Below are 26,955 nucleotides of genomic sequence, written 5' to 3'. Positions count from 1 at the left end.
AAAACCCCTCCCAATTAATTTAAATTAATTCAAAAACTCCGGCAGCGCCCATACCGCCACCGATACACATAGAAACAACACCGTATTTGGCTTTTCTCCGCTGCATTTCGGATAAAAGCGTCGCCGTTAATTTAGCTCCCGTACATCCAAGGGGATGGCCAAGAGCGATAGCGCCACCGTTAGGGTTTACTTTGGCGGGATCAATTCCTAACGTTTTTATAACCGCCAAAGCCTGAGCAGCAAAGGCTTCATTTAATTCAAACACCTCTACCTGGTCTAAAGTTATTCCAGCTAATTTTAAGGCTTTAGGAATTGCTACCACCGGTCCAATCCCCATAACTTCTGGTTCAACTCCACCAACGGCAAAGGAACGAAATACCGCGACAGGTTTTAAGCCTAGCTCTTCGGCTTTTTCCGCCGACATTAATAAAGCAGCTGCTGCTCCATCACTGGTTTGGGAAGAGTTACCGGCTGTAACCGAGCCACCAAGACGAAATACAGGTTTTAAGCGGCCAAGGGCCTCAATGGTAGTATCAAACCGTGGTCCTTCATCGATTTCAAACATTGCGGTTTTTTCCACAACCTTTTTACCATCAAAGATTTTTTCTACCACCGGCACTGGCACAATTTCCTCTTTAAATTTTCCATTTAAAATAGCTTCTTTAGCTTTCATATGGCTTTGATAAGCAAATTCATCCTGCTCTTCCCGGGAAATACTATAACGAGTTGCTACATTTTCCGCAGTTAGACCCATACTGAGATAAGCATCAGGCATAAAGTTCATTAATTCCGGGTTAGGCAGGAGGTCATTTCCGCCCATCGGTACCATACTCATGCTTTCAATGCCACCAGCAATTACTACATCGCTCATGCCGGTCATAATTTTCATGGCGGCATCAGCAATGGCATTTAAGCCAGAAGAGCAAAAGCGGTTGACCGTTACCCCCGGCACCGAATAAGGTAAACCTGCTCTTAATGCTACGATTCTTCCTAAGTTCATCCCCTGTTCCGCTTCGGGAAAGGCACAGCCAATGATAACATCCTCAATAATTTCCGGGTTGATTCCCGTCTGATTGATAATTTCTTTTATAACCAGGGCACCCAAGTCCTCGGGACGAGTATTTCTTAATTTTCCGCGAGGAGCTTTCCCTACAGGAGTCCTTAAAGCTTTTACAATTACCGCTTCACGCATAGCTTCACCTCCTAATTTCTAAGCGGTTTATTCTTTAATAGCATATGGCGAATCCGCTCCTGGGTCTTCCGCTCACCTGCTAAACTTAAAAACGCTTCCCTCTCTAAATCTAAGAGATATTGTTCCGTCACATAAGTTCCCGGGTAAACATTACCGCCGGTTAAAACATAAGCAATCTTCTTAGCAATATGAGCATCATATTCGCTGATGAAATTGCCTTCTTTCATATTATGAATAACCGAAGCTAAGGCCGCATAACCGGAAGTACCAAGCACTTTTACCGGTTTAGGTACCGGTGGACGATAACCCATCTTAGATAAATGGAGTACCCGTTCTTTGGCATCGTGAATCAGGTAATCCCGGTTCATAGTAACGCCATCGGAAGGTCTTAAGAATCCCAGCTTCTTTGCTTCCTGCCCACTGGTAGACACCCGCGCGGTAGCTACCAATTCAAAGGCACGGAAAATGAACGGCTTATAATCTACCGCTCCAGCAACTCGCCAGCCACTGGTATCGTTGGCATACTCAGACATCCGGTAAACCAGCTCTTTTAAGCCACCTCCGGCGGGCACCAAACCTACCCCCACCTCAACTAAACCCATATATGTTTCTGCTGCAGCTTGAATTCCGTCCGAAGCCAGACAAACCTCACAGCCACCACCCACGGTCATACCAAAGGGAGCAGCTATAACTGGCTTATCGCAGTATTTTAAAGTTAAAAGGCTGTCCTGGAAGGTCTTAACCATATAATCTAATTCGTCCCAATCTTCATCCTCAATGGTCATTAAGATTAAAGCTAAGTTTGCACCTACCGAGAAGTTTTTACCATCATTACCAATAACAAGGCCGCGCCAGTTTTTACTTACCTCTGCTGTGGCTTTTCTAATCATAGAAAGGACATCATCACCAATAGAGTTGCTCTTAGAGTGGAATTCTAAAAGGGCTACTTCATCTCCAATATCAATTAAAGATGCTCCCTGATTCTCAAAAATAACTTTGTTTTGCGCTTTTAAATCCTTAATTACATAAAACTCTTTAGGAAGATCAATTGCCTTGTAATCCTCGGTAGCAAGATCGAAATAATAGCTCACACCGTTTTCATATTTGTAGAAACTTTTGTACCCTTTGGCTAACAGTTTTTCCACAATTGGCGGAATTGCTTCTCCTTCTTCCCGCATCCTGGCTACAGTTTTTTCTACCCCTATTGCATCCCAGGTTTCAAAGGGACCTAACTGCCAGTTAAAGCCCCAGCGCATGGCCCGGTCAATATTAACAATATCATCGGCAATTTCAGGTATTTTAGAAGCCGCATATAATAAGGTTTTTTTCAGAATCCGCCAAACTAAAGCAGCGCCTTCGTCTTTGCCAAACACCAGCGTTTGAATTTTAGCCTTTAAACCTTCAGCAGCTTTAGCCGCTTCTAAAGAAGGATATTTAACCTTTTCCTGGGGCTTATATTCCAATGTTTTTACATCTAAACTTAAGATTTCTTTACCCGCTTCAGTTTTTACTTTTTTATAAAAACCACTACCGGTCTTATCCCCTAAAAGTTTATTAGCTACCATTTTTTCCAAAAACTCCGGTACCCGGAAAAGTTCCTTTTCCCGGGGATCGGTTACATTATCATAGACATTTTTCGCGACATGAACTAAAGTATCAAGACCAACCAAATCTGCAGTGCGGAAAGTAGCGCTATTGGGTCTACCTAAAACTGGCCCTGTTAGCGCATCTACCGCTTCCACCGGATAACCTTTCTCGAGAGCTTTCATCGTTTCTAAGATACCGTAAACGCCAATTCGGTTGCCTATGAAGTTTGGGGTATCTTTAGCAAAAACAATCCCTTTTCCCAATACCCGCTCGCCAAATTTCGCCATAAAATCTACAATTTCCGGTTTGGTATCGTTACCCGGAATAATTTCCAAAAGCTTCATGTACCGTGGCGGGTTAAAAAAGTGGGTCCCCAAGAAATGCTGACGAAACTCTAAAGGCATATGTTCAGTCATTTTATTTACTGAAATCCCGGAAGTATTGGTACTAATAATTGCACTAGGTTTTAGGTATGGAGCAATTTTGGTAAAGAGGTTTTTCTTCACCTCAAGATTTTCTACAACTACTTCTACAACCCAATCACAATCCTTTAAAAGGTGTAAATCATCCTCTAAATTGCCAATAGTAATTAACTCCGCATTTTCCGGCACCGCAAAAGCTGCTGGCGATGCTTTTTTCGCCGCTTCCAACCCCCCTCTGACAATCCGGTACCGAACTTCGGGGCTTTCTAACGTAAGTCCCTTTTTTTCCTCTTCGGGGGTTAAATTAAACGGTACAATATCCAATAAAACTACCGGAATCCCGGTATTGGTTAAAAGTGCCGCAATGCCGCTTCCCATAATACCTGAGCCGATAACCCCCACTTTGTTAATTTTGTACACCCTCATCCCTCCTTAAATTAAAATCTGAATGAATACTCATTCATTTTTACCGCAAAAAAAGAAAACCTTCTTACTTAGTTATTATATTCATAATTGCCGCAAAATTCAATATATTGCCCGGGAAAATTTTCTGTAAATGCATAAACCTTTTCTTTTAATCTTTTATTCTACCGTAAGTATTTGGGGATCATAAGGTCCCATTGAAGCTACAACAAAGCGGCCGTTAAATTTAGTAACCAATATCATGTATTTGTCGTTTTTACCATTCGGGTTTTCAAGTAAAAAATATGCTCCACTGGAATCGCTTTTGATCTCCGAAACTCTAAAATCCTTTCCACCACCAAAATTCAAATAATTAGTTGCCATGGGATTACTGTTAGTGTCAGTAACCGGCAAATACTTACTTACCTTTTTTAAATTGTTACTTTTTAAAGCTTTGGTAAAAGCTTTTGCTAACTCTTCCGGTGTTTGGGGGTAGTAATTAAATACTGTCTTAATTTTTTGGGCAATATTATCGATAAAATCATTATTGATTATTTTCTCCAAAGGTGTATTTTCTAATAAACTACACCCACTTAATGAAAGAAGGATGACCACTAATATTATTCCTGTTCCAAGACGCTTCATAATTCTCACTCCTATAAAGTTTAAGAGCAAGGCCGGGTTATACCCGGCCTTGCAGTTTTATATTTATGGTAATAAGTTGTTAGTTGCCGCATAAGTTGCTTCGTTAGTGGTACCCATATCATCAAAGAGGTGATATGCGGTGGAGTAGTAGCCAAGGAATTTCTCAGTATCTTCTTTAGTGAATACCGGAATATTACCGGTTGCCACCCCTGCATCGTGACAGCTCATGCAAAGTGACTTAACCGGCAGTTTAAGTTGATACTCGTACTTATCGCTGTGCGGATCGTGACAAACCATGCAATCCATTTGTCCATTGACAAAGTGCTTGGACTTGTAGTAGAAGCCCTGGTGAGTATTGCTGTTATGGCAGCTACCGCAGGACTGAGCCTTGGTCGGTAAGCTAATACCAGTTAAGGCGTTAGCCTTAGTTTGATAAGGCAAACCAACCCTTACATCATAATTGTAATTCTTCCATCCCGTAATATTTCTGCTACTGGGTGCTGCCACGTGTAAACTACCAGGTCCGTGACAGGCTTCACAGTTAATTTGTAATTCTACAACACCAGTACCGTCCGAGGCGGTAACAACGCCACCACTGGTCAGAAGGGTACGTAATGAAGCTTTGGTACCTGCACCGGTATTATAGATAAAGTCTGTTACGCCAAGTGGTTTTTGGATATAAGGAATACCAACATTATAAACTTGCTGAGCAACATCCGTAGTTAAAGGAGTTGCTGTTTCAAAGGTATAGTTGTTAACTGAATGGCAGTTGATGCAGGTAAGCGCTCCACTCTTAGAAACTAATTCATACTTGCCTGTTGTCTTATTATATTCAAGTTCAGCTTTCCGTTGATAGGCACTTCCATCCCAAACCGCAACATAAGCTGCTTCGTCCGGTTTGCCCCAGAGTACAACATCGAAGGTTGAAGTCTTTCCATTAATCGCATCCCAAATATAAACAAATGGAGCGGTGGTTTTTAAATCTGGGTTATCATTAAATACGCTGAGCAGAGCAACTGAACCTTTATAGGCTCTTTCAGTTGGTGCTGTTTTTTGGTCAATGTTGTAATAGGTTGCCATATTGTTATGATAAGTTTCTTTAAATCCTTCATAATAACTCTTATGGCACTCCACACAAGCAGCCGAGCCTACAAACTTGGCATTTTCTTGATTATATACATCCGCTACGCTTGGATTTGGTATAACTTTATTAGTTACCCCTGCATTAGCATCATAGCCTTCAGCGGCAGGTCCTTTCCGGTGGCAGGTTTCACAGGTACCCATGTTGGGTGCCCGCTTTAATGCCGAGGAGCCGGCAATTTCATCGATTACCTGACCGCTCCAGTAAGGATCAGTTAAAGTCCTAGTCCAGAAATCTTTGGACGTACCGTGAGCATAGTGGCAGGTAAGGCAAGTCATGACTTCGCCAGCATTATTGGGCCGTTCTTCATAAACCATATTAGTTAGCGGCAAAAATTGCTTAAATTCATCAATTTTAAATCCTACCTGGTGCCGGTAGGCTTCGGTATACTTTCCAGTTAAATTATCGGAAGAATTATGGGCGGTTTCAGGATTGCCGGTATCGGTATTATAATCGGTATGGCAGGCACCGCAAAACTGGTTTATACCGCTAATGTGCTGTACTGATTCATTTGTACCATTAAGATACTGTTTAATATCCATTTTAACCTGAAGGGCAGGGTAGAAGTAAGCAATAACTACCGTACCGCTGGTATTAAGACTTGAATTATTAAATTTTAAGGTTGTGTATCCTTTAGAACCATCAAGTAAATAATCGGTATATTCTTTCTTTAAAGTTATATTTCCATTTTCCTCAACATATACTTTAGTCCCCAGATTGTACGGATAGCTCCGCACCCACTGGAATTTGTTATTTTGCCCGTCCTGAGCTACAAAACCTTCATCGGTATAAACCAACTTGACTCCCTGCTTCCAATTTACAAGAGCATAATTGTTAACGTTAGGATTTAATATCCGGGCATTACCGGCAAGACCATGGGGACTGTGGCAAGATTCACAGCCAAAGGTTATATCCCACTGTTTCACCAATCCTTTATCGGGAACATTTTCACTCTCATAATTACCGGTAGTATTTCCACCCGGAGCAGCAAAGATTTGGATGGCTCCTGTAACAAGATGGTTAGAAAGAGATGATTCAGAACCAGTACCAAACATACCACCAAAGGTTGGCTTACCGTTAGCAATTTTACCTTCTTCTACGTTGTAGGTAGTTCCAATGGTTCCGTCGTGGCAGGCCATGCAGGTATCATATACAGTTCCCCACTGTAAAAGGGTTTGGCCTACTGCAGTGTGGGTAGCATGGCAGGCGGCACAGGCGTCGGTATTTTTGGAGTAGTTGCTGTGAATGCGGTAATTGGCAGGATTTTGTTCATTGGGAAGATAAATTTCATATGGATAAAAAGTCTTTCCATCAGCATTAAATTTTGCTGGTGAACTATTATAACCATAAACTGTTTTACTGGTAGGTGTCGGAATATAGTTTCCGGGTCCGTAAACTTTTTCGTCAGTAGTTGGCACCAGTACTTGAGCAGCATAGGCCGTAGCGGTAAAGGCAATTAACATTAATACCGCTAAAGCTAAAACAAGCCCTTTTCTCATACTAAACCTCCTTTTTTATTTTTACCCCAGGAAACCCGCTTCCTTCCCTCCTCTCCCCCCTTTCCGGAAGTAGACTGGGTTTTTGGGGCGGTATGCACCTCCCTGTGTAGTTTTTATAAACCTATTTATATAATTACGCCGCTTGTTAATTTTTTCCTACTATTTTTTTGAAAAAACTTAGCAAAATTTTTTCTAAAAAAACGACAAAACCCCTTATAGCGCTTGGCATAAGGGGTAAAATAAATGCTAATTTTCGCTTTTTTCGCCATTTAGTAACTTTTTCATTATCTTTCCCGCAGCATTTTTGGGAAGCTCAGGTACCACCTCAACATACCGTGGTATTTTATAAGCGGTAAGCTTATCTTTTAAAAATTCGCTAAGTTCTTTGCGAGTAAGAGTTTCATACCCTTCTTTTAAAGTTATAAAAGCTTTTACCGCTTCACCTCTTACTCCATCAGGTACGCCAACCACAGCCACTTCCCGGATAGCAGGATGAGCCAAAATAGCCCGCTCTACCTCGGTAGGATACACATTAAAACCACTAACTATAATTAAATCCTTTTTTCTATCTACAATATAAAGGTAACCGTTTTCATCCTTTTTACCTAAGTCCCCGGTTAAAAGGCCACCGTTAACCAACGCTTTTGCAGTTTCCTCGGGTTTATTGTAATAACCTTTCATTACGTTTTTGCCAAAAACCATTAATTCCCCAACTTCACCCGGTGAAAGTTCATTTAAATTTTCATCAACAATTTTAACCTCCATTCCGGGCAATACTTTCCCAATAGAACCAGGGATGCGCGGTCCTCTTCGTGGATTTAAGGTTACAATAGGTGAGGCTTCGGTAAGTCCGTAACCTTCAATAAGGGGAATACCAAACTTCTCTTCAAAGGCATAAAAGTATTGGGGTGGCAAGGAGGAACCACCGGATACGGCTAAATGCACAGTTTTAAAAGCTTCCTTAGGTAGATATTCAAGGACAAAAATAAACATTGAAGGTACTCCGAGGAAAATGGTTACTTCTTCTTCTACCAGTACCTTTCCGATTTCCTTAGGGTTAAAGCCATCTTCAATGGTAGAAGTAGCCCCAGTATAAAGCGGAGCTAAAAGACAAGCAGTCCAAGCAAAGGAGTGAAAAAGCGGCAATACAGCTAAGTAATTGTCGTTTTCATCTACCTCAGCAAACCTGGTTACCGAGTCAGTATCAAAGAGTAGGTTTTCATGGGTAAGCATAGCTCCTTTGGGAAAGCCAGTGGTACCAGAGGTATACAAAATTGTACATACCTCCTGGTATTCAGGGGTTGTGAATTTTAAATCAGCATTTATTAGTTCGTTGGTAAACTCCTCGCTCAATACAATTACCATATCTTTAGGCAGTGGAAAACGGTCTTTAAGAGAAAGCCAAATTTTTTCTTGAATTGCTACAAACCTGGCCTGGGCATCCCCAAAAATATATTTTATTTCCTCCAGTGCTAAACCCATATTTACCGGAATAATAATACCACCGGCTTTTATTACCCCAAAATAATTAAAAATAAATTCTGGAGAATTTCCCGATACCAGAAGTACTTTATCTCCAGGCTTTAATCCTTTTTGCTGCCAAAAAGCAGCATACTTTTCAACAATAATTTCCAATTCCCGGTAAGTAAACTTCCGCCCATGGTATTTTAATGCCGGATGGTCGGGCCGAAAATTGTGCTTAAAGATTTCGTGTAAATACATGTCATTGCCTCCTCGATATTTAAATAATTTTTAGCCGAACTATGCTATCTCCTATAAATTTCGCCCCTAAAGCCACTAAAAAGATACCGCAGAAAAAAATTATTAGGAGATAAGTAGTTTGATTGATATGTCTTCGACCCCGGGCTAGTAAAAAAGATATAAAGCCATACCAGCTAAAATCTGCCAGTAAATGTCCCGCTAAAAAAGCTACAACCCCCAAAACCCCAACTGTAAGGGAATTGGTTAAATAACTAAGCCCAATAGTTACCCACCATAGAGACCAGTAGGGATTGGCCAAAGAGACTAAAGCACCATTAATAATAAGCCTACCCGGTCTTTGGGATAGCGAATCGCTCCCCTCCAGTGAAAGAGAAATTTTTTTTAACCCTGCTTCCCGGGCCATGGTAAAACCAAAATACATTAACGTGATTCCACCCAAAACTCCAATAGTGCCCGATACATACGAGTTAGCAAGAACTTTTCCAAATCCCAGGAGGATTACAACTACTAATACTATCTCTAATACTGCGTGTCCAAAAATTAAGAGCGGCCCCGCCCACACTCCTCGGCGTAAGCTTTCGTTAATGTTCAGGGTAAGAAGCGGACCAGGCATCATTGCCCCAGAAAAACCAACTATTAATGCTGTAAGAAACAACGCAAAGATCCCCACTTTTTCCCCCCTTTTAAATTTTTATATAATTATCTTATTAAAACTGGCCTTTTATCGTCAAATAATTTTTATATACGATTTGGGAAATTTAAGATAATTTTCCCAAGAAACAAAAAAACCTGCCTCACAGCAGGTTTTGATTTCAAGTGGTGCCGGGGACCGGAATCGAACCGGTACGGGCCTTTGAGGGCCCCCGGGATTTTAAGTCCCGTGCGTCTGCCAGTTCCGCCACCCCGGCGCATTTATTAAATTATAAACTCCTTGTTTTCATTGTGGAGGCGGCACCCGGATTCGAACCGGGGAATAAAGGTTTTGCAGACCTCTGCCTTACCACTTGGCTATGCCGCCAGGTTAGATAAATAATGGAGCGGAAGACGGGATTCGAACCCGCGACCCTCGCCTTGGCAAGGCGATGCTCTACCACTGAGCCACTTCCGCCCGTTTTAAAATGGTGCCACGGGACGGAATCGAACCGCCGACACGAGGATTTTCAGTCCTCTGCTCTACCGACTGAGCTACCGTGGCAAGCTTTATGGCGGAGCTGACGGGATTCGAACCCGCGGTCTCCTGCGTGACAGGCAGGCATGTTAGGCCTCTACACCACAGCTCCGCATCTTTCATCCACCTGTCGGCTCAACCGACATCTATTATGATACATGACATTTATTTAGAAGTCAACTACTTTTTTAGAGATTTTTATTTTTTTTATATTTTGATTTTACCTGCAAATATTAAAAGATAACAATGCTCGCCGTAAAATCTTTGCTGCCAGTAAAGATGTACGTTCTGACTGATCATAAACCGGTAATACTTCAACTAAATCCATACCAACAACATTTAAAGAACTTAATTTTACAATGGCTTCCATGATTTCCTTACTGCTTGCACCGCCAGGCTCAGGGGTACCAGTACCAGGAGCATAGGCCGGGTCCACTACGTCAATATCCAGGGATATAAACACCGGCTTATCTCCAATTTTTCTTAAAGCCACCTCTACCCCGGCCAGCACATCCTGGCCAAGATAATTTGATTTTGTAGTGATAAACTCTTTTTCTTCGTGGGTGCCAGAACGAATCCCAATATGATAGAGGTTTTGAGGCCCGATTATCTCGGAAACCCGGCGCATAACTGTAGCGTGGGAGAGTTTTTCCCCCAGATAACCATCCCGCAAATCCGCATGGGCATCAAAATGAATTACTGCTAAATCCCGGTACTTTTCTGCAAACTCAAGAATTACCGGATAAGTTACCAGATGTTCGCCGCCAATAATAAGTGGCATTTTATCATCTTTTAATACCGCTTTTGTCACTTCCCGGATGTTGGCAAAACTTTCTTCAATCCGTCCAAAGGTTAAGGCCACATCTCCTAAGTCATAGAAATTTACCTCATCTAAACTTTTCTCTAAATCCCAATCATATTCCTCTAGCCCAAAGGAAACTTGGCGAATATGCTGAGGAGCCATCCGGGTCCCAGGACGAAAACTTACGGTAAAATCCATGGGAATTCCAAATAAAACAAAGGCAGCACCTTCGTAATCATCGGAACTGCCCATAAAACCAGTAAACTTTTCAAGCGGAAGCATTATCTCACCTTCTATTTTATTATCTCAGCAATAAAGTTAGGCAGCATAAAAGCTCCAAAGTGAACATCAGCATTATAGTATTTATTTGTTGGGTCAACAAAAATTTTTTCCTTTGGAACAGTCAATGGATTGTACTTTTTTGAGCCCAAAGTAAAGGTCCAAACACCGCTGGGATAGGTAGGAACAGTAGCAAAATACAACTTGGTAATAGGGAAAAAGTTACCAATACGGGCATAGGAATTTTTAATAATATCCCGATTATAAAAGGGAGATTCGGTTTGGGCTACCATGATCCCATCATCTTTTAAGCACTCATACACATTTTTATAAAAATCTTCGCTAAAAAGCTCCACCGCTGGCCCTACCGGCTCGGTAGAATCAATAATAATAATATCGTATTCGCCTTTATGTTCCTGCACATGCTTTATACCATCTTCTACGCGTACCTCAACTTTGGGATTTCCCATCAGGGCCACAGCAATCTCCGGCAAATATTGTTTACTTACTTCGATTACCCTTTCGTCAATTTCCACTAAAACTGCTTTTTTAACTCTTGGATTTTTTACAATTTCCCGAATGGCACCCCCATCGCCACCGCCAATCACCATAACCTTTTCCGGATTGGGATGGGTATTTAACGCCACATGGGTAATCATTTCATGGTAGACAAACTCATCAACAACCGTAGTTTGAACCATACCATCTAAAACCAGCATCCGCCCAAACTGTAAAGTATCAATTACAGCCAGTTCCTGAAAAGGTGTTGTTTCCGTATGCAAAGTCCGAGAAATTTTACAGGTAATGCCAACATTAGGCGTTTGTTTTTCGGTATACCATAGTTCCATTATAATCCCCCTCTTTTAGTACCAAAGCGGAACAGCAGCAAAGGCACAGCCTATTTTTTCCACCCGGTGCTCACAAGCTTTGATAATAGTTTTATTTAAAGCAATACCCCGCATTTTAAAAGCTTCTTCTAACATCCGGGCAATGCGCTCTTCTGCCTCTTTAGCCGAACATTTACCAGAAAACTCCATAATAACCCCAAATTGATCTTTTTCTGAAATGCCAACGCCAACCGCAGCAGCAATTAACTCGCCCGGGGTATCGGAAATGATTGCCCCATAAGCAGTAGGTACCAGAGATCCTGGGGGTATAACAAGGTCATTATCCAGCTCGCAGTTGGGTGGCAGAATAGAAGAAACCCGCAGTAAGTTTACATTACCAATCCGGGCCTTTAATAGCGCATTATCAAAAGCAGTTAAGGCAGTTTCACCTTCCGCAGCAGCGGCAGTCACAAAATATTTCTTTGGTGTTGGTAACATGGTTTTTGCCTCCTTTAATGACTTTCCAAATTAAACAATGAATATTATAGCAAAAACCTGAAAAAAATAAACATATTTTATTGTTAATCTTAAAATTTTTTATTATCCAAGGGAAAACTCATAAATCCTCTCCCGGATAGCTACTAAGTGCATTTTTTCTTCCTCATGAATTTTGCCAATAGCCTCGTTTAATTTTTTATCCCGGGCAAGGTTATACAACTCTTGATAGTATAAAATTGCATCCTTTTCTGCTGGAGCAGCGAGCTCTAATTCTGCCCTGGCAAGTTTTACCTCTTTTTGATAAAAACTCATTCCTCTTGTCTCCATGTTTTGGGCGAGTTTTATAAATTCATTTAATTTTAGCCCTTATACCCCTTCTGTTTTCCCATTATTTTATCATAAAAAATTAAAGTACGGATAAGCTCTTCATGACTAAAACCCTGGGGAAAGTTCCCCCATTGTTCTCGGGTCCTGGGGTCGTAGTGTTCAGCCATAAGATGCAAAGGAGTTGTTGATTTAAGTGTTGTTTCTAAAAGTTTTGCTGCCTTTTTTAATTCCCCCATTCTCAAATACTGGCGAATCAACCAAAAAGTACAAAGATAAAAAGGTAATACCGCTCTTTCAAAACGTAAGATCGCTCCGTGAAAATTAAGTTTTTGCTCAATGTACTTTACAGTATTAACCATTCTTTCATCTTCAGCCGGTAATAGGTTAAACTCCGATAATGCTAAAACCGAACTATCCGCTGGAGCATCGGGAGCATAGTGCTGCAAAAAAGCTTGTTTTTCTTTGTTATATCCATAGGCTAAAAGATTTTCTTTTATTTGCCAGGCAGTTCTTAAATATTCCCTGGCCTTTGGATATTCTTTTAAGACGGAGGCAATTTTTGCCCCAGCAACCATACCTGCATAACACATAACTTTACCAAAAACCCACTGGCGTTTTTTATCCCGAAACTCCCAGATGCCGTGTTCCGGTTTATACCAGTTTTGGACAGTAAATTTTAAAGCTTTTTTTATTTTCGGATAGGCACTGGCTAAAAACTCCGTATCTCTGGTCATCAGCCAATGTTTCCACAAACCATAAACGATATTCCCTTCATTGTCGAGCTGAAGTTGTTCCGCCGCTTTATTACCAAAACGAATTGGTTTTTCACCTTCAGGTCCGGATAATTCTGGCATTAAAATTTCATAGGAACAATAACCATCAATAGTATACAAAGGATTTTCATAGTGGTCCGCTTTCTCTAAAAGCTTTAAAGAAAACTCGTAAAATTTCCTGGACTCCTCATGAAATCCCGCCAAATCAAAAGCATAAGCAGAGTAAAAACCATCTCTTAGCCAGCAAAACCGGTAATCCCAATTATCCTCTCCGTTAGGATACGCCGGAAAAGAGGCAGTAGGCGCCGCAACTATAGCACCGGTAGGCTCATAGGTTAAAAGTTTTAAAACCATAAGGCTTCGGTCATAAAACGCTTGCCAGGAAGGAGTGAGGTTTTTCAACTTCCTTTTTTGTAAAAACCAACGTTGCCAAAAACTTAGCACTTCAAAAAGCTCATCTTCGCTCAATGTAGCAAAAGCCTTAATTGCTTGTTCTAAATTATGCCCATAGCTTAATACAACCTGCATCCTATTGCTGGTAATTTTCCTAACATCTATAAAAACCCCTACGCCAGGGCCTTCTATCTGCCACTGCCGCTCGGTTTTTTTTACGCTAAACCTAAGATAATAAAATTGAGTTAATTCTACCCTAACTTCTACCTTTTCCACATCACCATAAATCTCTCGAACAAGAAGATTCTTTCCCCACGGCATATAATCAATAATTTTAAATTCCCCAAACTCTGAAACCATTGTGGTTTCTACCACAGCAGCCTCTTCCAAATATTTCTGTTCTTTAGTTTTAACCTTTTGCCCTAAATAAAGGGATAATCCTCCACCCACCTTTGGCGATAAGGCTTTTGCAAATACTGGTAAACCATCAAATTTTGGCAGGCAAAGCCAGCATATTCTGCATTCACTATCAATTAAAGCAGCTGTAATACCATTACCGACAATCGCCCAACCTTTTCTGTCCATAAGCCTCACCTAGCTTTCGAAAGCTCACCAGTAAATTAGTAATTGGAGTAAGCAAGAGATAAAAAGCAAACAAGATATAACTTTTGGGATTTATCTGCAGTGCTGCTCCTGATAAAATTGCTGCCATATTCCAGGGAATAAGTGGTGCTAATACCACAGCTGAATCAGCTAAAATTCTGGCCAGTTCATTAGCGGTGGCAACTCGCCTAAACTCTTCCCGCAATGTCATCCCTGGAATCATAATCGCCAAGGCCTGGGTACAGGTAACCATTAAAAGTAAAACCGCTAAAATCATTATGCCAAAGCTAAGGGAAAAATATGACTTGAAATACGATAAAGGTCTAATTAACAGGATGGTAAAAACTCCCGCATTATTTAAAATTCCCGACATTGCTGAAGCAAACAAAATAATTGTTACTAACGAAAGATACTTTACCACTCCACCTCCTGCCAAAAATGCCTTAACGCCAGAAACGTTATAACCATAAAAGGTTTGGAACAAAAGCTCTTGGAAGGTAATCTTTTGCCAAAGGGCACCAAAAAGGAAACTTATGATGATATTTAGAAAAAGGTTAATTTTAATTGAAACTTTCAGGAACGCTAAGACCAGAAATAAGAGAGGTAAACCCAACAGTATTGGATTTAAAATAAAATTGCTTTTAAGGAGCTTTAAATATGATGCAGTGGTTGCAGTTTCCTTGACAGGAATCATATGACCAAGAAGCAGATAAAGTAAAATTGACAGAATAAAAGGAAGGTAAGTAGTTTTTAACATCAGTTTTATATTATCCTCTATCTGGGTCCCTGTAATTTGAGCAGTTAAATGAAGGCTGGAAGATGCAGGAGATATTCGGTCACCAAAAAAAGCCCCCGCTACCACCGCTCCCGCAAGCATTTCCACAGGTAGGTTTAATCCCCGTCCAATTCCCATTAATACCACACCTAAAGTACTTATGGTACCAAGGGATGTTCCTAGAATTAACGATAAAATAACACTTAATAAAAAAGCTTCCACTAAAAAAAATTTTGGTTCCACCAATTTAAGGCCATAGTAAATCATGGTAGCAATTGTACCACCGGCCAACCAAAGAGCAATTAAAGCCCCAAGAAACGTAAAAATAATAATAATTGTCCAGACTGATTTTATCCCTTCTAACGCTGCTCGGTAGATAAAACGGTAATCATAACCATCAATTAAGGCAAAAATTACAGTCAAGAAAAAAGCCAATACCATCGGGTAAACAGGTGGTAGGTTAAAAACAGTTATAGCTAAGAACAAAGCAACAATAGTTATAAAAGGTGATAAAAAGGTAAATTTTGGTTTAATTGATGTATCCGTCATTTACTAATTGCTCCTTAATCTTTAATCCGTCAGTAAATTGAGTGAGAGAGAGATAAAAGTTTTCTGTCGTCGTAACAATTTTTAATCCTTCATATTTGCCTTCTTTTAATAATACTATATTTTTAATTTCCCTTTTAGGAAAAACTTTTTTTCCTTCCTGGCTTTGATAAACTAGAGTTTCGGGAGTTACTTCTAGAGTTACTAAAAGTTTTTTGAAGTTTTTCCGGGAAACAAACCAAACCGGAAGATTTATAATGTACAAACTAATAACAATAAGAATAAATGCAGTATTAGAGATTAAACCATTTTTTACCCCTTGAAAATATAAAACCCCGGCTAAAACTACAGGAGTACCAAATAAAAGTAGGAGCGAAGAAAAAAGATACTTATTTATTTTCTGTTGATTATCAAACTTCATCACCATCCTCCTTCACCCTCTTATAATATATCTTACTTCCCTGAGCATTCCAAGATCCAACGGCAATTTTACATGTTTAATAGTAGCATGGCCGACTCCTGCCGGCAAATTAAAGATAAAATAAACCACAGCCCTTACCACTGACCACATGATAAATTATAGCCTCCCACAAAATAAGGGAGGCTTAAATAAAGCAGCTAATAGCTAACATTTAAAGCTTTAATTAACATCGTAGCATAACTTCCCCGGGGCAAGAAGAATTTTAACTCTAATTTATGCTTTCCGTGATACAGTTCATCTTTTAAAAGGTTTCCTATGTAAAATCCTTCAGGAATGACCACCGCCGGTCTTAAAAACGATTTAAAGTAAACTTTACGGATTTTTCTTAAGTTAAAATCCCCACTTTTTAACCTTTCCCGTTCCAACACTTTTAAATACTCCCGACGCACTTCCTCGTTGGGGAAATGTACTTTTTGCGCTGCTGTTGGCAGCATTAAACTTTTGAGGTAATTAAAAGCCTTCCTCGGTAACGTCAAATAAAATAAATAGTCCTCAACCGCTCCGGGATAGGCTCTTAGCCCAATACCCTGGCTTATGAGTATTTCTTTTAATAAGTTATTATAAAGATAACCTTGATAGGCTGCAAAGTAAAGGGATAACTGTTCTTTTGGAATTAAATTTAAAGCTCCCGGAAAATTTTTCGGAGAACTCATCAAAAAACCAAAAATTTCTCGTTCAATCCGGGTTTTGGCTTCTTTCAAACACTCCTCCCAGTTACCCCAGTTAGCTGCAAAGAATTTTTTTCTTTCTTTTGCTTCCCTTGACTCTTCGGGATAAATTGAAGTTAAATAAATCTTCAAAGCCCCATTAAAATGGCCAAGCAAAAGTTTTTTGGCAAAAAAACCTTGCTCTTTATCGTAGCTACCAAAGCGCTGGTCATCAAAGTAATTGGGAAAACCATACTTTTTGACTTGCTCTGCCCTTTTTAATAGGTTGTTCCCTTCTTCTCCAGAAAGAGCCCGTAAAGTTATCTCAAAATGATTTCCCGCAATTAGTACCGGACTCAATGGGGTATTGAGATACCCTATATGAGTTAAGTTTAAGTTTTTCTCGCGGGTCGACAAATTTTTTGATGCTTGTACTGTTATGTACTGAAAAGTATGGCCATAGCGGTCTTTCTTGCCGCCATAACCAATTTCCGAAAGCTTTAACCCATTTTCTGCTGCTAACCTCTGTAAGGCATCTAGCGTATTCCAAAATCGTTTTTCCAATAGGTACAGCTTGAAGCTTCCTTCTTTTAAGATAGGTACAGTGATTTCCTCTTTGACAATAAAATCTTCAGGCTTAACTTTTAGCTTCATTAGATAACCTCCTGTCTTACATCTAATTTTATCATAACCAGACCAGATATATTTAAAAAATTGAAGTCCACAGCAAAAGCCCATTACAGATTACTATAATAAACGTTAAAAACCAGCTTAACATTAGTAAATATTTATTTGTAACATCTTTCAAAAACCAAAGTAACGCTACTAAAATAAAAGGCAAAACAAAACTTAGAACCACCTGACTTAAAAGCAAAAGTTCAATTTCCCCAAAGCCCTTTAAAAAGAAATACAAAGCCGGAATTATGATAATGCTTTTTCTCACAAGCACTGAAAGATTTACTGGTAAAAATTTTTCTAAAAGATTTTGTCCAGCAAGGGTACCCGTTAGGGAAGAACTAAGTCCGCAAAACACTAATGCCAGGCCAAAAACCAATGCCGCCCAACCGTTTAAGACCGGTTCAAGGGTATGATAGGTAGCCCGCAGTGAATCTACCGCAACTCCATGGTCATAAAACATATCTTTGGCCACAATGATCATCGCGGAATTAACTAAAAAAGCTAAATTTAAGGCAATAAGATTCTCTACAATAATTAAGGGAAACTCTTTAGTCGTAATAATCCTCTGTCGTAACTTTTCCGCCACTAAATCACTGTGTAAAAAAAGATTATGAGGCATTACTGTAGCCCCAAGCATCCCCAGAACAACCAAGAGAAAATTTGTATCCATCTTGAAAGTAAAGCCTAAAAAAAGACTACTGAATTCTGGTTTTAATATGATAAGCTCAAGTAAATAGCTAAGGCCTATTAACGCTAAAAATCCCATGATTAATAGCTCAACTTTACGCATCCCTTGTTTTTCATAAAAATAACCACAAATAACAAATAACGCAGCAATTAAAACGCTTTTTAAAAGGTCCAACCCAAATATTAAACTAAATCCCAATGCCGCCCCTACAAACTCTGCCACATCAGTAGCCATAGCTCCAATCACTGCTAATATTCCATAAACAGCGACCAGTGGTTTCGGTAATCTCTCCACAATATTTTCCGCAAGGCTTTTTCCAGTCTTTAATGTTAGGTAAGCAGCTAAGGACTGAAACAAAATAGCCAAAAAATTGCATAATAAGACAATGAATAACATAATAGAACCATAACGAGAACCACCGGCAAAATTTGCCGCCCAATTTCCCGGATCTATATAACCAATACTAACTAAAAATGCCGGTCCCATAAAAGCGGTAAATCTATAAAAAAAATTACCTCGGGCTTTTATTTCCAAAGCCATTAAACTCCCTCCAGTCGTTTACTATTTTATGACTGGGGGCTTAAAAAGGTTAAAGCCCGGATTTAACCGGGCTTAAAATTAACCTTTTACTTTTCTTTCCCCTTTCCATTCTAAGTTTCTTAAGACAAATTTTTGTATCTTACCTGTGGGGGTCTTGGGCAACGCGTTAACAAATTCAATTTTCTTTGGAATCTTAAATCCAGCCATTTTCTGGCGACAAAAAGCTATTAACTCTTCGGGAGTAACTTTAGCCCCTTCCCTTAAAACTACAAACGCCTTGGGTACCTCACCCCAGCGATCATCCGGTGAGGCAACCACCGCCACTTCATACACGTCAGGATGAGAATATAGAACATTTTCTACCTCCACCGAAGAAATATTTTCTCCACCAGAAATAATAATATCCTTTGAGCGATCCATAATTTCTATATACCCGTTAGGATGCATCACGGCTAAATCACCACTGTGAAACCAGCCTCCGGCAAAAGCCTTAGCAGTATCTTCTGGAGCTTTATAATATCCGGCCATTACGCCGTTTCCGCGCATAATAATTTCCCCCATGGTTTTACCATCAGCTGGAACATCATTCATTTCGGCATCCACCACTCTAACTTCACCGGTAGTCACCATAGGCACTCCCTGCCTTGCTTTGTAAACAGCCTTTTCCTCAGCGGAGAAGTTATCCCATTCCGGATGCCATTCACACACGGTAAAGGGTCCATAAACCTCGGTTAAACCATAAACGTGGACAACCTCCACCCCCAGACGTTCCATTTTACTAATAATTGTAGGTGATGGAGCTGCGCCTGCGATGAAGGACCGAACTGGATGGCTAAATTTCAACCCTTCCGCTTTTTGGGAAGCAGTCATGGCATTAAAAACTACCGGCGCACCACAGAAATTTGTTATTTTTTCTTTTTCAATAATCTCCAGGGCCTTCTCCGGCTCAAATTTTCTAAAACAATAATGAGTTGCGCCTACGGCAGTTACTGCCCAGGTAAAACACCAGCCATTACAGTGAAACATTGGTAAAATCCAGAGATATTTTGAATACTGATTTAATCCCATTTCGATTATTTCAGAAAGACTATTTAAATACGCTCCCCGATGGGTATACTGGACTCCCTTGGGAAATCCGGTAGTTCCAGAAGTATAATTTAAAGTAATAGGTTCAAACTCGTCTTCAATAGGTATTGGCAAATCCTGCGGGTCTCCCTCAGCCAAAAACTGCTCATAATCTATTGCATTAAGTTGTGTTTCTTTTGGAACCTGATTAATTATTACAACCTTTTCCACTGTTTCCAATTCATCATAAATGGGTTCAATTAAAGAAGCGAGTTCGGAATCAACAATTAAAATCTTACTTTCGGAATGATTTAAAATATAGAGGATTTCCTTGGAGGTAAGCCGAGTGTTAATACTAACCAGCACCGCCCGCGCTAGCGGTACCCCATAATGGCCTTCTAAAAAGGGGTGAATATTGGGAGCAAGATAAGCTACTTTATCCCCTTTGCCAATCCCGTATTTTTTTAAAGCAGAAGCTAAGCGATTAACTCTTTCATTAAACTCCCGATAAGTAAATTTTCTTTCCCCATCTACGACAGCAGTTTTTTCCGGGAAAACTAGAGTTGCTCTTTTTAAAAACCAAAGCGGTGTTAAAAGTTGACGATTAACTTCAATTGCCAAAATATCCCCTCCCATATTATTTTATAATATTTTTTATTTTTTGAATGTTTATATTATTCTATATTATTAATCTATTTGTCAATAGCTTACTTTAATGTATACAAAAATAACCGGTACATCCATACCGGTTAAAAAACAAGTCTTTTAAGCTTTTTCTTTGCTTCTTCCAAGCTCATCGGGATTCCCAACTTCTCCTCAAAATCTTCAAAAAGTTTTACCAGTATTGGCGCTTTTAAACCATTTTGTTCTAATAAGCGGCGATTGGTTAAAAGTCCTTTATCCCCCTCAGCCACTACCCGGCCGGAATTTAAAACCACCACATAATCGGCCCATTCAAGAGCCCAATCCAGGTCGTGAGTGCTTACAATTACAGTTTTTCCTTCTTCTTGCAACTTATTTAAAATAGCTGTAATTTCCTCCTGGCCCCTTGGGTCAAGATATGCCATAGGTTCGTCTAACACCACAATCGCCGGTTCCATAGCCAAAACTCCAGCAATTGCGGCCCGTTTCTTCTGGCCTAAACTCAAATGATGGGGCGGTCTTTCCCTTAATTCCCACATGTCTACCGCTTTTAATGCTTCCTCAACCCGTCTTAGGATTGCATTTTTCTCAAGTTCTAGGTTCTGGGGCCCAAACGCCACATCATCAAAAATGGTAGGAGCAAAAAGCTGGTCATCAGGATCCTGAAAAACAAGTCCCACGTTTTTTCGAATCTCCCGCATATTTTCCTCACCAATTACTTTTCCAAAGATCTTCACTTTCCCATGACTCGGGGTATGAAGACCATTTAAATGTAAAAGTAAAGTTGACTTACCCGCTCCATTGGGACCTAAAATGACCGTTTTTAAGCCTTTTGGAACTAAAAAAGATACTCCATCCAAAGCCCTATTCCCATCGGGATAAACAAACGATAAATTTTCTATTTCCACCGCAAGCTTCATCCTATCAACCTCCAAATTAGCTGCCAGGCAAGTCCCCTGTTTTCAAAATCAAGTAACGTTAAAACCCAAAACACCAGCAACAAAAAAAATACAAGATCCCTTTGCCCTATACTTTTTTCCTCAAGCACCGGCCACTGCCCGCGAAACCCCCGAGCCAGCATCGCCCGGTGTACCCGCTCACCCCGTAAGTAAGCCCGGTAAAAAAGCATCCCAACGGTTTGTCCTAAAACTTTAAAAGTTCTTTTATGCCATAAGCTTTTACCTTCTTGAAAAAGCCGCGCCTTCCTTGCGGTTTGGGCCTTTTTAAATTCCTCAGTAAATAAAGCTAAATAACGTAACATAAATTCGATAATACCGATAAACTCCTGGGGTAAACGTAAACGGAAAAGAGCCCAAAGAAAATCGCGAAAGCCAGTACTTCCAAGCATTAAAGAAATATACAGCCAGATAGCAATAAGTCTAAGTCCAATTACTGCCCCTTTTATAAGCCCCGCCTTGGAAAAGATAATAGGTCCCAAGGCAAAAGCCTGCTCCCCCGGAGTAACCAGCGGCAATATTACTATAAAAATTCCAGCAAAAACAAAAAAGTATAAAAATCTGCTAGCTAAAAAGCTTAATGGCAAACGGGCCAGAAGTACCAGTATAAATGCCAAGCATAAATTAAGGAAAAGTGGTATAAAATTTTTTAGCATACTACTTAAGATAATTAATAAAAAAAAGCCTAAAACCTTTACCCTTGGATCTAATTGGTTAAAAAAGCGGCTTTGCTTTTTGATATCTTCCAAGTGCCAGTGATTTTTGTTCATTTTGCACCCCTCTTCTATTATGGCAAAGAAAAGAAAAATAGCCAATAAACATTCTTGCTTATTGGCTAAAAATCTATCTAAAAATGCCAAGGTTTATTTATTGCCGAGCTTTTTCCCTATAAACCAGGCAAAACCAAAAGTCAGCAAAGTACCAAAAACCCCTGCTATTCCAGTGGCTAACTTTTCATTTTTAATGCCAGGAAAAACATAATTGGCAGCTGGCGAAACTAAAATCGTCTTACTTCTTTCTTCTAACCCAAAATCCTTTAAAACTCTATCTAAACCATCAGGATTAGCCGAGGCAAAGGGTGACAAAAGAAATGCCAGTAATAGAGCAGTTACCAAACCAATTAGTATCTTATTTTTCACTTACCACCGCCTCCTTTACCCCCTGAAAAAATCCTGCACCAAAAACTTTTTCCAGGTACGTTACCGCAATTAATGTAATAAAGGCTTCTCCTAAACCAATAAAAGCATGCCAGAAAAGTAAAGCGCTAGCTGCAACTTTAAAGGACAATAGACCAGATAACGCTATTTCTACGGATGCTGCAAAAGCTCCTGCTACCACCGAAAGCCAGCTTCCAGCAATTAACCCTATGGTTTTCCCAGTTTTTCCAGGAAATATTTTTTGCGTTAACTGGTAAACTAAATATCCTGTAAACACCCCTATTACCGCCATGTTAAAGACGTTAGCTCCCAATGCTGTAATTCCACCATCGGAGAAAAATACGGCCTGTACAAATAATACAGTAGTAAGCGCCAAAACGGCATTCCACGGGCCTAGCAAAGCTGATGCAAGCATACCACCCAGCAAATGTCCTGAGGTACCACCGATAATTGGAAAGTTTAGCATTTGGGCGGCAAAGATAAATGATGATACCACCCCCAGCATGGGGATTTGCCGTTCTCCCAGCTGCCCTTTACTTTTTTTCAGCGATAGCCCCACCATTCCCAGGGAAACACCTGCTGTTGTCACTAACACTTCAGTATTTAGTATTCCGTCAGCAATATGCATAAAATCCCCCTCCTTAAAAATATAAAAAGCCACAAAAACCGAGCTTCCTGCTCCCGGCCTTCATGGCTTTTTTCTCCTTTTATGAAACTGTCCCTTTTTACAGGCAATATCAGCACAAGGTTGAACCCTTCTGGGTTCGTTTTTCTGCTTATTAATTATTCTACATTTAATTCTTTATTCCTTCTTTAAATAAAAAAATATTTTTTCACATTAACGTTCCACTAACACCGCCATCCCCATACCACCCCCAACGCACAGGGTGGCAACTCCCCGCTTTAGATTTCGCCGCTTTAACTCGTAAAGCAAAGTTACAATAATCCTAGCCCCAGTAGCTCCCACCGGATGCCCAAGAGCAATCCCACTACCTTTTACATTCACTTTACTTCTATCCAACTCTAAAAGTTTTTCACAGGCCAAGTATTGGGCCGCAAACGCCTCATTTAGTTCAATTAAATCAATATCAGATAAACTAAGCCCGGTCTTCTTTAAAAGTTTTTGTACCGCCGGCACTGGACCATAACCCATTAACTCCGGTTCAACGCCCGCCCAGGCATAAGCCCGAATATAACCAAGGGGTTCTAAGCCATACTGTCTTGCTGTCTCCTCGCGCATCATTAATACGGCCGCAGCTCCATCGTTCAAACCCGAGGAGTTCCCCGCAGTAACTGTCCCATCTTGCACAAAAGCTGGCGGAAGAGCTGCTAACCTTTCTAAAGTTACATCCCGGCGGGGATGTTCATCGGTAGTTATACTGACTTTTTCCTTTTTACTTTTTGCTACTTCTACTGGAACAATTTCGTCGGAAAACCAGCCATTATCCATTGCTTCCACAGCAAGTTTATGGCTTCGATATGCAACTTCATCTTGTTCCTCCCTGGAAATATTATATTTACGGGCAAGATTTTCCGCTGTTACTCCCATTAAAATTTTATGTTGCGGGTCAGTCAAGAGCTCCCAAAGGGCATCAGTCATCTCCCCATGAGTAAGCCTTTGGCCCCAGCGGGCGGTTTTGAGAACAAAAGGAGCAGTACTCATACTTTCCACTCCACCGGCAATGATAATATCATTATCCCCTAAAGCCAGTTCCTGGTACGCCGAAACTATCGCTTGCATTCCAGAACTGCATTGCCTTTGTACCGTAAAACCAGTGGTAGTATGAGGAAGTCCAGCCATCAAAGCAGCAGTCCGCCCCAAATTTGGTTCATCGGTGTTCATAAGACAATTCCCGAGGATAACTTCATCAATTTTTTCCAAAGGAAAGGGTAACTCCTGAAGGAGAGCTTTAATTACCGCTGCCGCTAAATTCCCAGCAGAAACATTTTTAAATTGCCCCCCAAAACTCCCAATTGGCGTCCTTTTTGCCCGAACTATAACAACATCCCGCACTCCTCATCCCCCCAAAAATATTTTATCTTTTAATATGTTATCTAATTATTTTAAATATTGCAACGATTTACTTTAAAAAAAGAAGTAAAATATATCAATACACTTTATTTACTACCGCAGCAGGTATATCCACCCCGACCGGAGGTGTGGGTTGCTCCATTTGTAAACTACCATCCGGTTGCTTTATAACCGGTAAAAGGTAATATTGATAATGACTTCCAGCGGTTACACTACTATCAACAAAACTCCCCTCAGTTACTTCACCCAGCAAAAGTGTTGAACCATCTTCAGCTGTCCGATAAATTTGGTAAGTATAACCAGGCTTTGCCGGCCAGGATAAAACTACTCCTTTCCCGTCCACATATACTGCACTTAAACTGTCCTTTTTTGTTTCAGGTACTAGAGGTTCTTCGGGCGATAGGCTTTTGGGCTCTTTTCCTTTTGGAAATAACTCTTCCACCACTTGTCCCGGAGGAGTGAGCGGCCCCGCCAGTAAACCGGTTCTTGCATCAATACTGACTCGCACCAACTCTGCGGGCATTGGAAAAGATTTCTGCCCGTGAAGTTTTACGAAATACGACGCGATTTTTCGCAAAATTACTGCCGGATAAGAACCTCCGGTTATTCCGCGCAAATAGTGTTTTTGGTCCGTTTGATCATACCCCATCCAAATCGCCACAGCAATATCCGGTGTATACCCTACAATCCACGCATCTTTTGTTCCTTTTTGCCCAGGAGTTTTAAAAGGAACCTCAGTAGTCCCGGTCTTTGCCGCTAAAATACCCCCAAAATTAGCTTTTCTTGCCGTCCCTTGTTTAACAGTGTCAATTAACACATCTGTAATTAAATACGCTGTTTTAGCAGAAATAACTTTATTTTCTGTTAGGGTGCTTTTTCTGGGAATTTCTCGACCATCTTTCCCAATTATTTTAGTAATAATATGAGGGGTCATGTAACTCCCACCATTAGCAAAAACACTATAAGCAGCAGCCATCTGCAAAGGTGATACACCCTTTTCTAAGCCACCCAAAGCTAAGGAAAGATTGCGGTCTTTGGCGGTTAACTCAAAACCAAATTTCCGGGCATAATTAAAACCTGTGTTGATACCAATTTCATTTAAAAGCTTCACCGCCGGTACGTTGAGCGACTCCATTAAAGCCTTTCTGAGGGTAACTCTGCCATGGTAAGTACCGTCATAATTTTTCGGCTGATAATCGCCAAAAGTAACTGGCTCATCAACAATAAAATCGGATGGCAAATAGCCTTTTTCAAAGGCAGGAGCATAATCCACTATAGGCTTTATCGCAGACCCGGGTTGGCGGTACATCATAAAGCTTCGGTTAAAGCCGCCAAAACGTCCGTAATTCCTGCCGCCTATCAAAAAGATTATTCCGCCCGTTTGCGGATCTACCGCTGCCGCTGCCCCCTGAACCGGAACCTCATCTACCCCTGGGGGAAAGTTTTGACGGTTAGCAAAAACCTTTTCTGCATACAGCTGCATATCGCGATCAACAGTAGTATAAATCTTATACCCACCGGTATTTAACTCTTCCCGGGTAAGCCCAAAATCCTCTTCACTTTCTGCCAATATTTTATCAATTACAGCAGCATAATTTTTTCCTTGACTTTCAGCCTGGGGATTAAGTTTTATTACCTCTTCCTTGGCCGCCTGCGCCTGGGCTTTAGTAATATATCCCTGCTCCACCATTTTATCCAGCACCAGGTTCTTTCGGGAATTTGCCGCATCAAAATTAATGGTTGGAGCATAAAAATTCGGCCTTCTTGGTATCCCGGCAAGCAGCGCCGCTTCGCCTAAAGTAAGCTTAGTAGCAGATTTTCCAAAATAATTTCGGGCCGCCTCTTCAATCCCGTAGTTACCATTACCAAAGTAAATAACATTTAAGTACATTTCTAAGATTTCTTTTTTGGTATACACCCTTTCCAGTTGGATTGCCAACAAAGCCTCCCGGATTTTCCGGGTAAAGCTCTTTTCCTGAGTTAAATACACGTTGCGGACCAGCTGTTGGGTTATGGTACTAGCACCTTGAGCTAAATCTTTCTTAAGCAAATTTACAATTAAAGCTCGAAAAATACCAAAAATATCTATCCCAAAATGTTGATAAAACCGCGCATCTTCAATAGCGACAAAAGCTTGGGGAACATAAGCTGGAAGGTCGTCAATTTTTATATAGGTCCTTCGCTCGCTTCCAGAAATTTGCGTTAAGAGACGGCCCTTTTGATCATACACTAGTGAACTTTGGCGTAAATTATAAAGCTTATTAAAATCCTTTGCAGTTAGAGTAAAACTTGCACAGCCAGAAAGTACCGACAGGATAAAAATAATTAAAACAAAAAAGGATATTTTCTGGTATAACCGCTTTGACAAAGGGATCACCACCCCATCATTGTAAATCTCTTAGTAAATCTCTTATAATAATAACACATTTTACGACAAATTAAATCTTAATTTCCTAACCATCTTCTAT

Annotated in this window: 22 protein-coding genes and 5 tRNA genes; all 27 read right to left on the bottom strand. The window is 40.4% G+C overall.

Annotated elements, in window-relative coordinates:
• Positions 1-19 precede the first annotated feature (19 nt).
• Positions 20-1,192 (bottom strand): thiolase family protein, encoded by a 1,173-nt coding sequence (locus tag cpu_RS10830; RefSeq protein ID WP_075859992.1) that lies wholly within the window; start codon positions 1,190-1,192, stop codon positions 20-22.
• 11 nt (positions 1,193-1,203) lie between these two features.
• A complete protein-coding gene (locus tag cpu_RS10825; RefSeq protein WP_075859991.1) occupies positions 1,204-3,627 on the bottom strand; it encodes a 3-hydroxyacyl-CoA dehydrogenase/enoyl-CoA hydratase family protein in 2,424 nt (807 codons plus the stop codon).
• Between the two features lie 156 nt (positions 3,628-3,783).
• The gene (locus tag cpu_RS10820; protein WP_075859990.1) at positions 3,784-4,248 is read right to left on the bottom strand and encodes a hypothetical protein; all 465 of its coding nucleotides are present in this window, start codon (positions 4,246-4,248) and stop codon (positions 3,784-3,786) included.
• Between the two features lie 63 nt (positions 4,249-4,311).
• Positions 4,312-6,888, bottom strand: a complete 2,577-nt coding sequence (locus cpu_RS10815) for a cytochrome c3 family protein (RefSeq protein ID WP_075859989.1) — start codon at positions 6,886-6,888, stop codon at positions 4,312-4,314.
• A 246-nt stretch (positions 6,889-7,134) separates the two neighbouring features.
• Entirely contained in the window at positions 7,135-8,610 is a 1,476-nt protein-coding gene (locus tag cpu_RS10810; protein WP_075859988.1) for a long-chain-fatty-acid--CoA ligase, read from the bottom strand.
• A gap of 19 nt (positions 8,611-8,629) precedes the next feature.
• Positions 8,630-9,280, bottom strand: a complete 651-nt coding sequence (locus tag cpu_RS10805; protein WP_075859987.1) for a LysE family transporter — start codon at positions 9,278-9,280, stop codon at positions 8,630-8,632.
• A 147-nt stretch (positions 9,281-9,427) separates the two neighbouring features.
• A tRNA-Leu gene (locus cpu_RS10800) sits at positions 9,428-9,518 on the bottom strand.
• Between the two features lie 35 nt (positions 9,519-9,553).
• Positions 9,554-9,628, bottom strand: a tRNA-Cys gene (locus cpu_RS10795).
• A 15-nt stretch (positions 9,629-9,643) separates the two neighbouring features.
• Positions 9,644-9,718, bottom strand: a tRNA-Gly gene (locus tag cpu_RS10790).
• A gap of 11 nt (positions 9,719-9,729) precedes the next feature.
• Positions 9,730-9,805, bottom strand: a tRNA-Phe gene (locus cpu_RS10785).
• A gap of 8 nt (positions 9,806-9,813) precedes the next feature.
• A tRNA-Asp gene (locus cpu_RS10780) sits at positions 9,814-9,890 on the bottom strand.
• Positions 9,891-9,998: 108 nt separating this feature from the next.
• Complete coding sequence (gene speB / locus cpu_RS10775) at positions 9,999-10,862, bottom strand: agmatinase (protein WP_075859986.1); 864 nt, start codon at positions 10,860-10,862, stop codon at positions 9,999-10,001.
• Between the two features lie 11 nt (positions 10,863-10,873).
• Positions 10,874-11,707, bottom strand: a complete 834-nt coding sequence (gene speE, locus cpu_RS10770; protein WP_075859985.1) for a polyamine aminopropyltransferase — start codon at positions 11,705-11,707, stop codon at positions 10,874-10,876.
• A 15-nt stretch (positions 11,708-11,722) separates the two neighbouring features.
• The gene (locus cpu_RS10765) at positions 11,723-12,184 is read right to left on the bottom strand and encodes a pyruvoyl-dependent arginine decarboxylase (RefSeq protein WP_075859984.1); all 462 of its coding nucleotides are present in this window, start codon (positions 12,182-12,184) and stop codon (positions 11,723-11,725) included.
• Between the two features lie 102 nt (positions 12,185-12,286).
• On the bottom strand, positions 12,287-12,496 hold the full coding sequence (locus cpu_RS10760) for a hypothetical protein (RefSeq protein ID WP_075859983.1): 210 nt from the start codon (positions 12,494-12,496) through the stop codon (positions 12,287-12,289).
• A gap of 47 nt (positions 12,497-12,543) precedes the next feature.
• Entirely contained in the window at positions 12,544-14,262 is a 1,719-nt protein-coding gene (locus cpu_RS10755; RefSeq protein ID WP_075859982.1) for a glycoside hydrolase family 15 protein, read from the bottom strand.
• A complete protein-coding gene (locus cpu_RS10750; protein ID WP_075859981.1) occupies positions 14,231-15,604 on the bottom strand; it encodes a Na+/H+ antiporter NhaC family protein in 1,374 nt (457 codons plus the stop codon). Before cpu_RS10750 ends, cpu_RS10755 begins: the two co-directional genes overlap by 32 nt.
• Positions 15,585-16,022 (bottom strand): hypothetical protein, encoded by a 438-nt coding sequence (locus tag cpu_RS10745; protein ID WP_075859980.1) that lies wholly within the window; start codon positions 16,020-16,022, stop codon positions 15,585-15,587. The genes cpu_RS10750 and cpu_RS10745 overlap by 20 nt, the downstream gene beginning before the upstream one ends.
• Positions 16,023-16,219: 197 nt before the next feature.
• Positions 16,220-17,467, bottom strand: coding sequence for a tRNA pseudouridine(13) synthase TruD (gene truD, locus cpu_RS10740; RefSeq protein WP_077177317.1), 1,248 nt, complete (start codon positions 17,465-17,467; stop codon positions 16,220-16,222).
• The gene (locus cpu_RS10735) at positions 17,436-18,635 is read right to left on the bottom strand and encodes an Nramp family divalent metal transporter (RefSeq protein ID WP_075859978.1); all 1,200 of its coding nucleotides are present in this window, start codon (positions 18,633-18,635) and stop codon (positions 17,436-17,438) included. The genes truD and cpu_RS10735 overlap by 32 nt, the downstream gene beginning before the upstream one ends.
• A 78-nt stretch (positions 18,636-18,713) precedes the next feature.
• Entirely contained in the window at positions 18,714-20,321 is a 1,608-nt protein-coding gene (locus cpu_RS10730) for an acyl--CoA ligase family protein (RefSeq protein WP_077177316.1), read from the bottom strand.
• 128 nt (positions 20,322-20,449) lie between these two features.
• Positions 20,450-21,262 (bottom strand): ATP-binding cassette domain-containing protein, encoded by an 813-nt coding sequence (locus tag cpu_RS10725; RefSeq protein ID WP_075859976.1) that lies wholly within the window; start codon positions 21,260-21,262, stop codon positions 20,450-20,452.
• Positions 21,259-22,068 (bottom strand): cobalt ECF transporter T component CbiQ, encoded by an 810-nt coding sequence (gene cbiQ, locus cpu_RS10720; protein ID WP_075859975.1) that lies wholly within the window; start codon positions 22,066-22,068, stop codon positions 21,259-21,261. Before cbiQ ends, cpu_RS10725 begins: the two co-directional genes overlap by 4 nt.
• A gap of 93 nt (positions 22,069-22,161) precedes the next feature.
• Positions 22,162-22,437: a PDGLE domain-containing protein gene (locus cpu_RS10715; protein ID WP_075859974.1), complete on the bottom strand. Its 276-nt coding sequence runs from the start codon at positions 22,435-22,437 to the stop codon at positions 22,162-22,164.
• Positions 22,427-23,083: an energy-coupling factor ABC transporter permease gene (locus cpu_RS10710; RefSeq protein WP_075860187.1), complete on the bottom strand. Its 657-nt coding sequence runs from the start codon at positions 23,081-23,083 to the stop codon at positions 22,427-22,429. Before cpu_RS10710 ends, cpu_RS10715 begins: the two co-directional genes overlap by 11 nt.
• Before the next feature lie 210 nt (positions 23,084-23,293).
• Positions 23,294-24,469: a thiolase family protein gene (locus cpu_RS10705; RefSeq protein ID WP_075859973.1), complete on the bottom strand. Its 1,176-nt coding sequence runs from the start codon at positions 24,467-24,469 to the stop codon at positions 23,294-23,296.
• Positions 24,470-24,563: 94 nt separating this feature from the next.
• Positions 24,564-26,855: a transglycosylase domain-containing protein gene (locus cpu_RS10700; RefSeq protein WP_075859972.1), complete on the bottom strand. Its 2,292-nt coding sequence runs from the start codon at positions 26,853-26,855 to the stop codon at positions 24,564-24,566.
• Positions 26,856-26,955 lie beyond the last annotated feature (100 nt).

Origin of the sequence: Carboxydothermus pertinax (genome assembly GCF_001950255.1) — a bacterium.
In the GTDB taxonomy this organism is placed as follows: Bacteria; Bacillota; Z-2901; order Carboxydothermales; family Carboxydothermaceae; genus Carboxydothermus; species Carboxydothermus pertinax.
The sequence above is the reverse complement of the archived record's forward strand: the minus strand, read 5'-3'. Positions and strand labels throughout refer to the sequence as shown.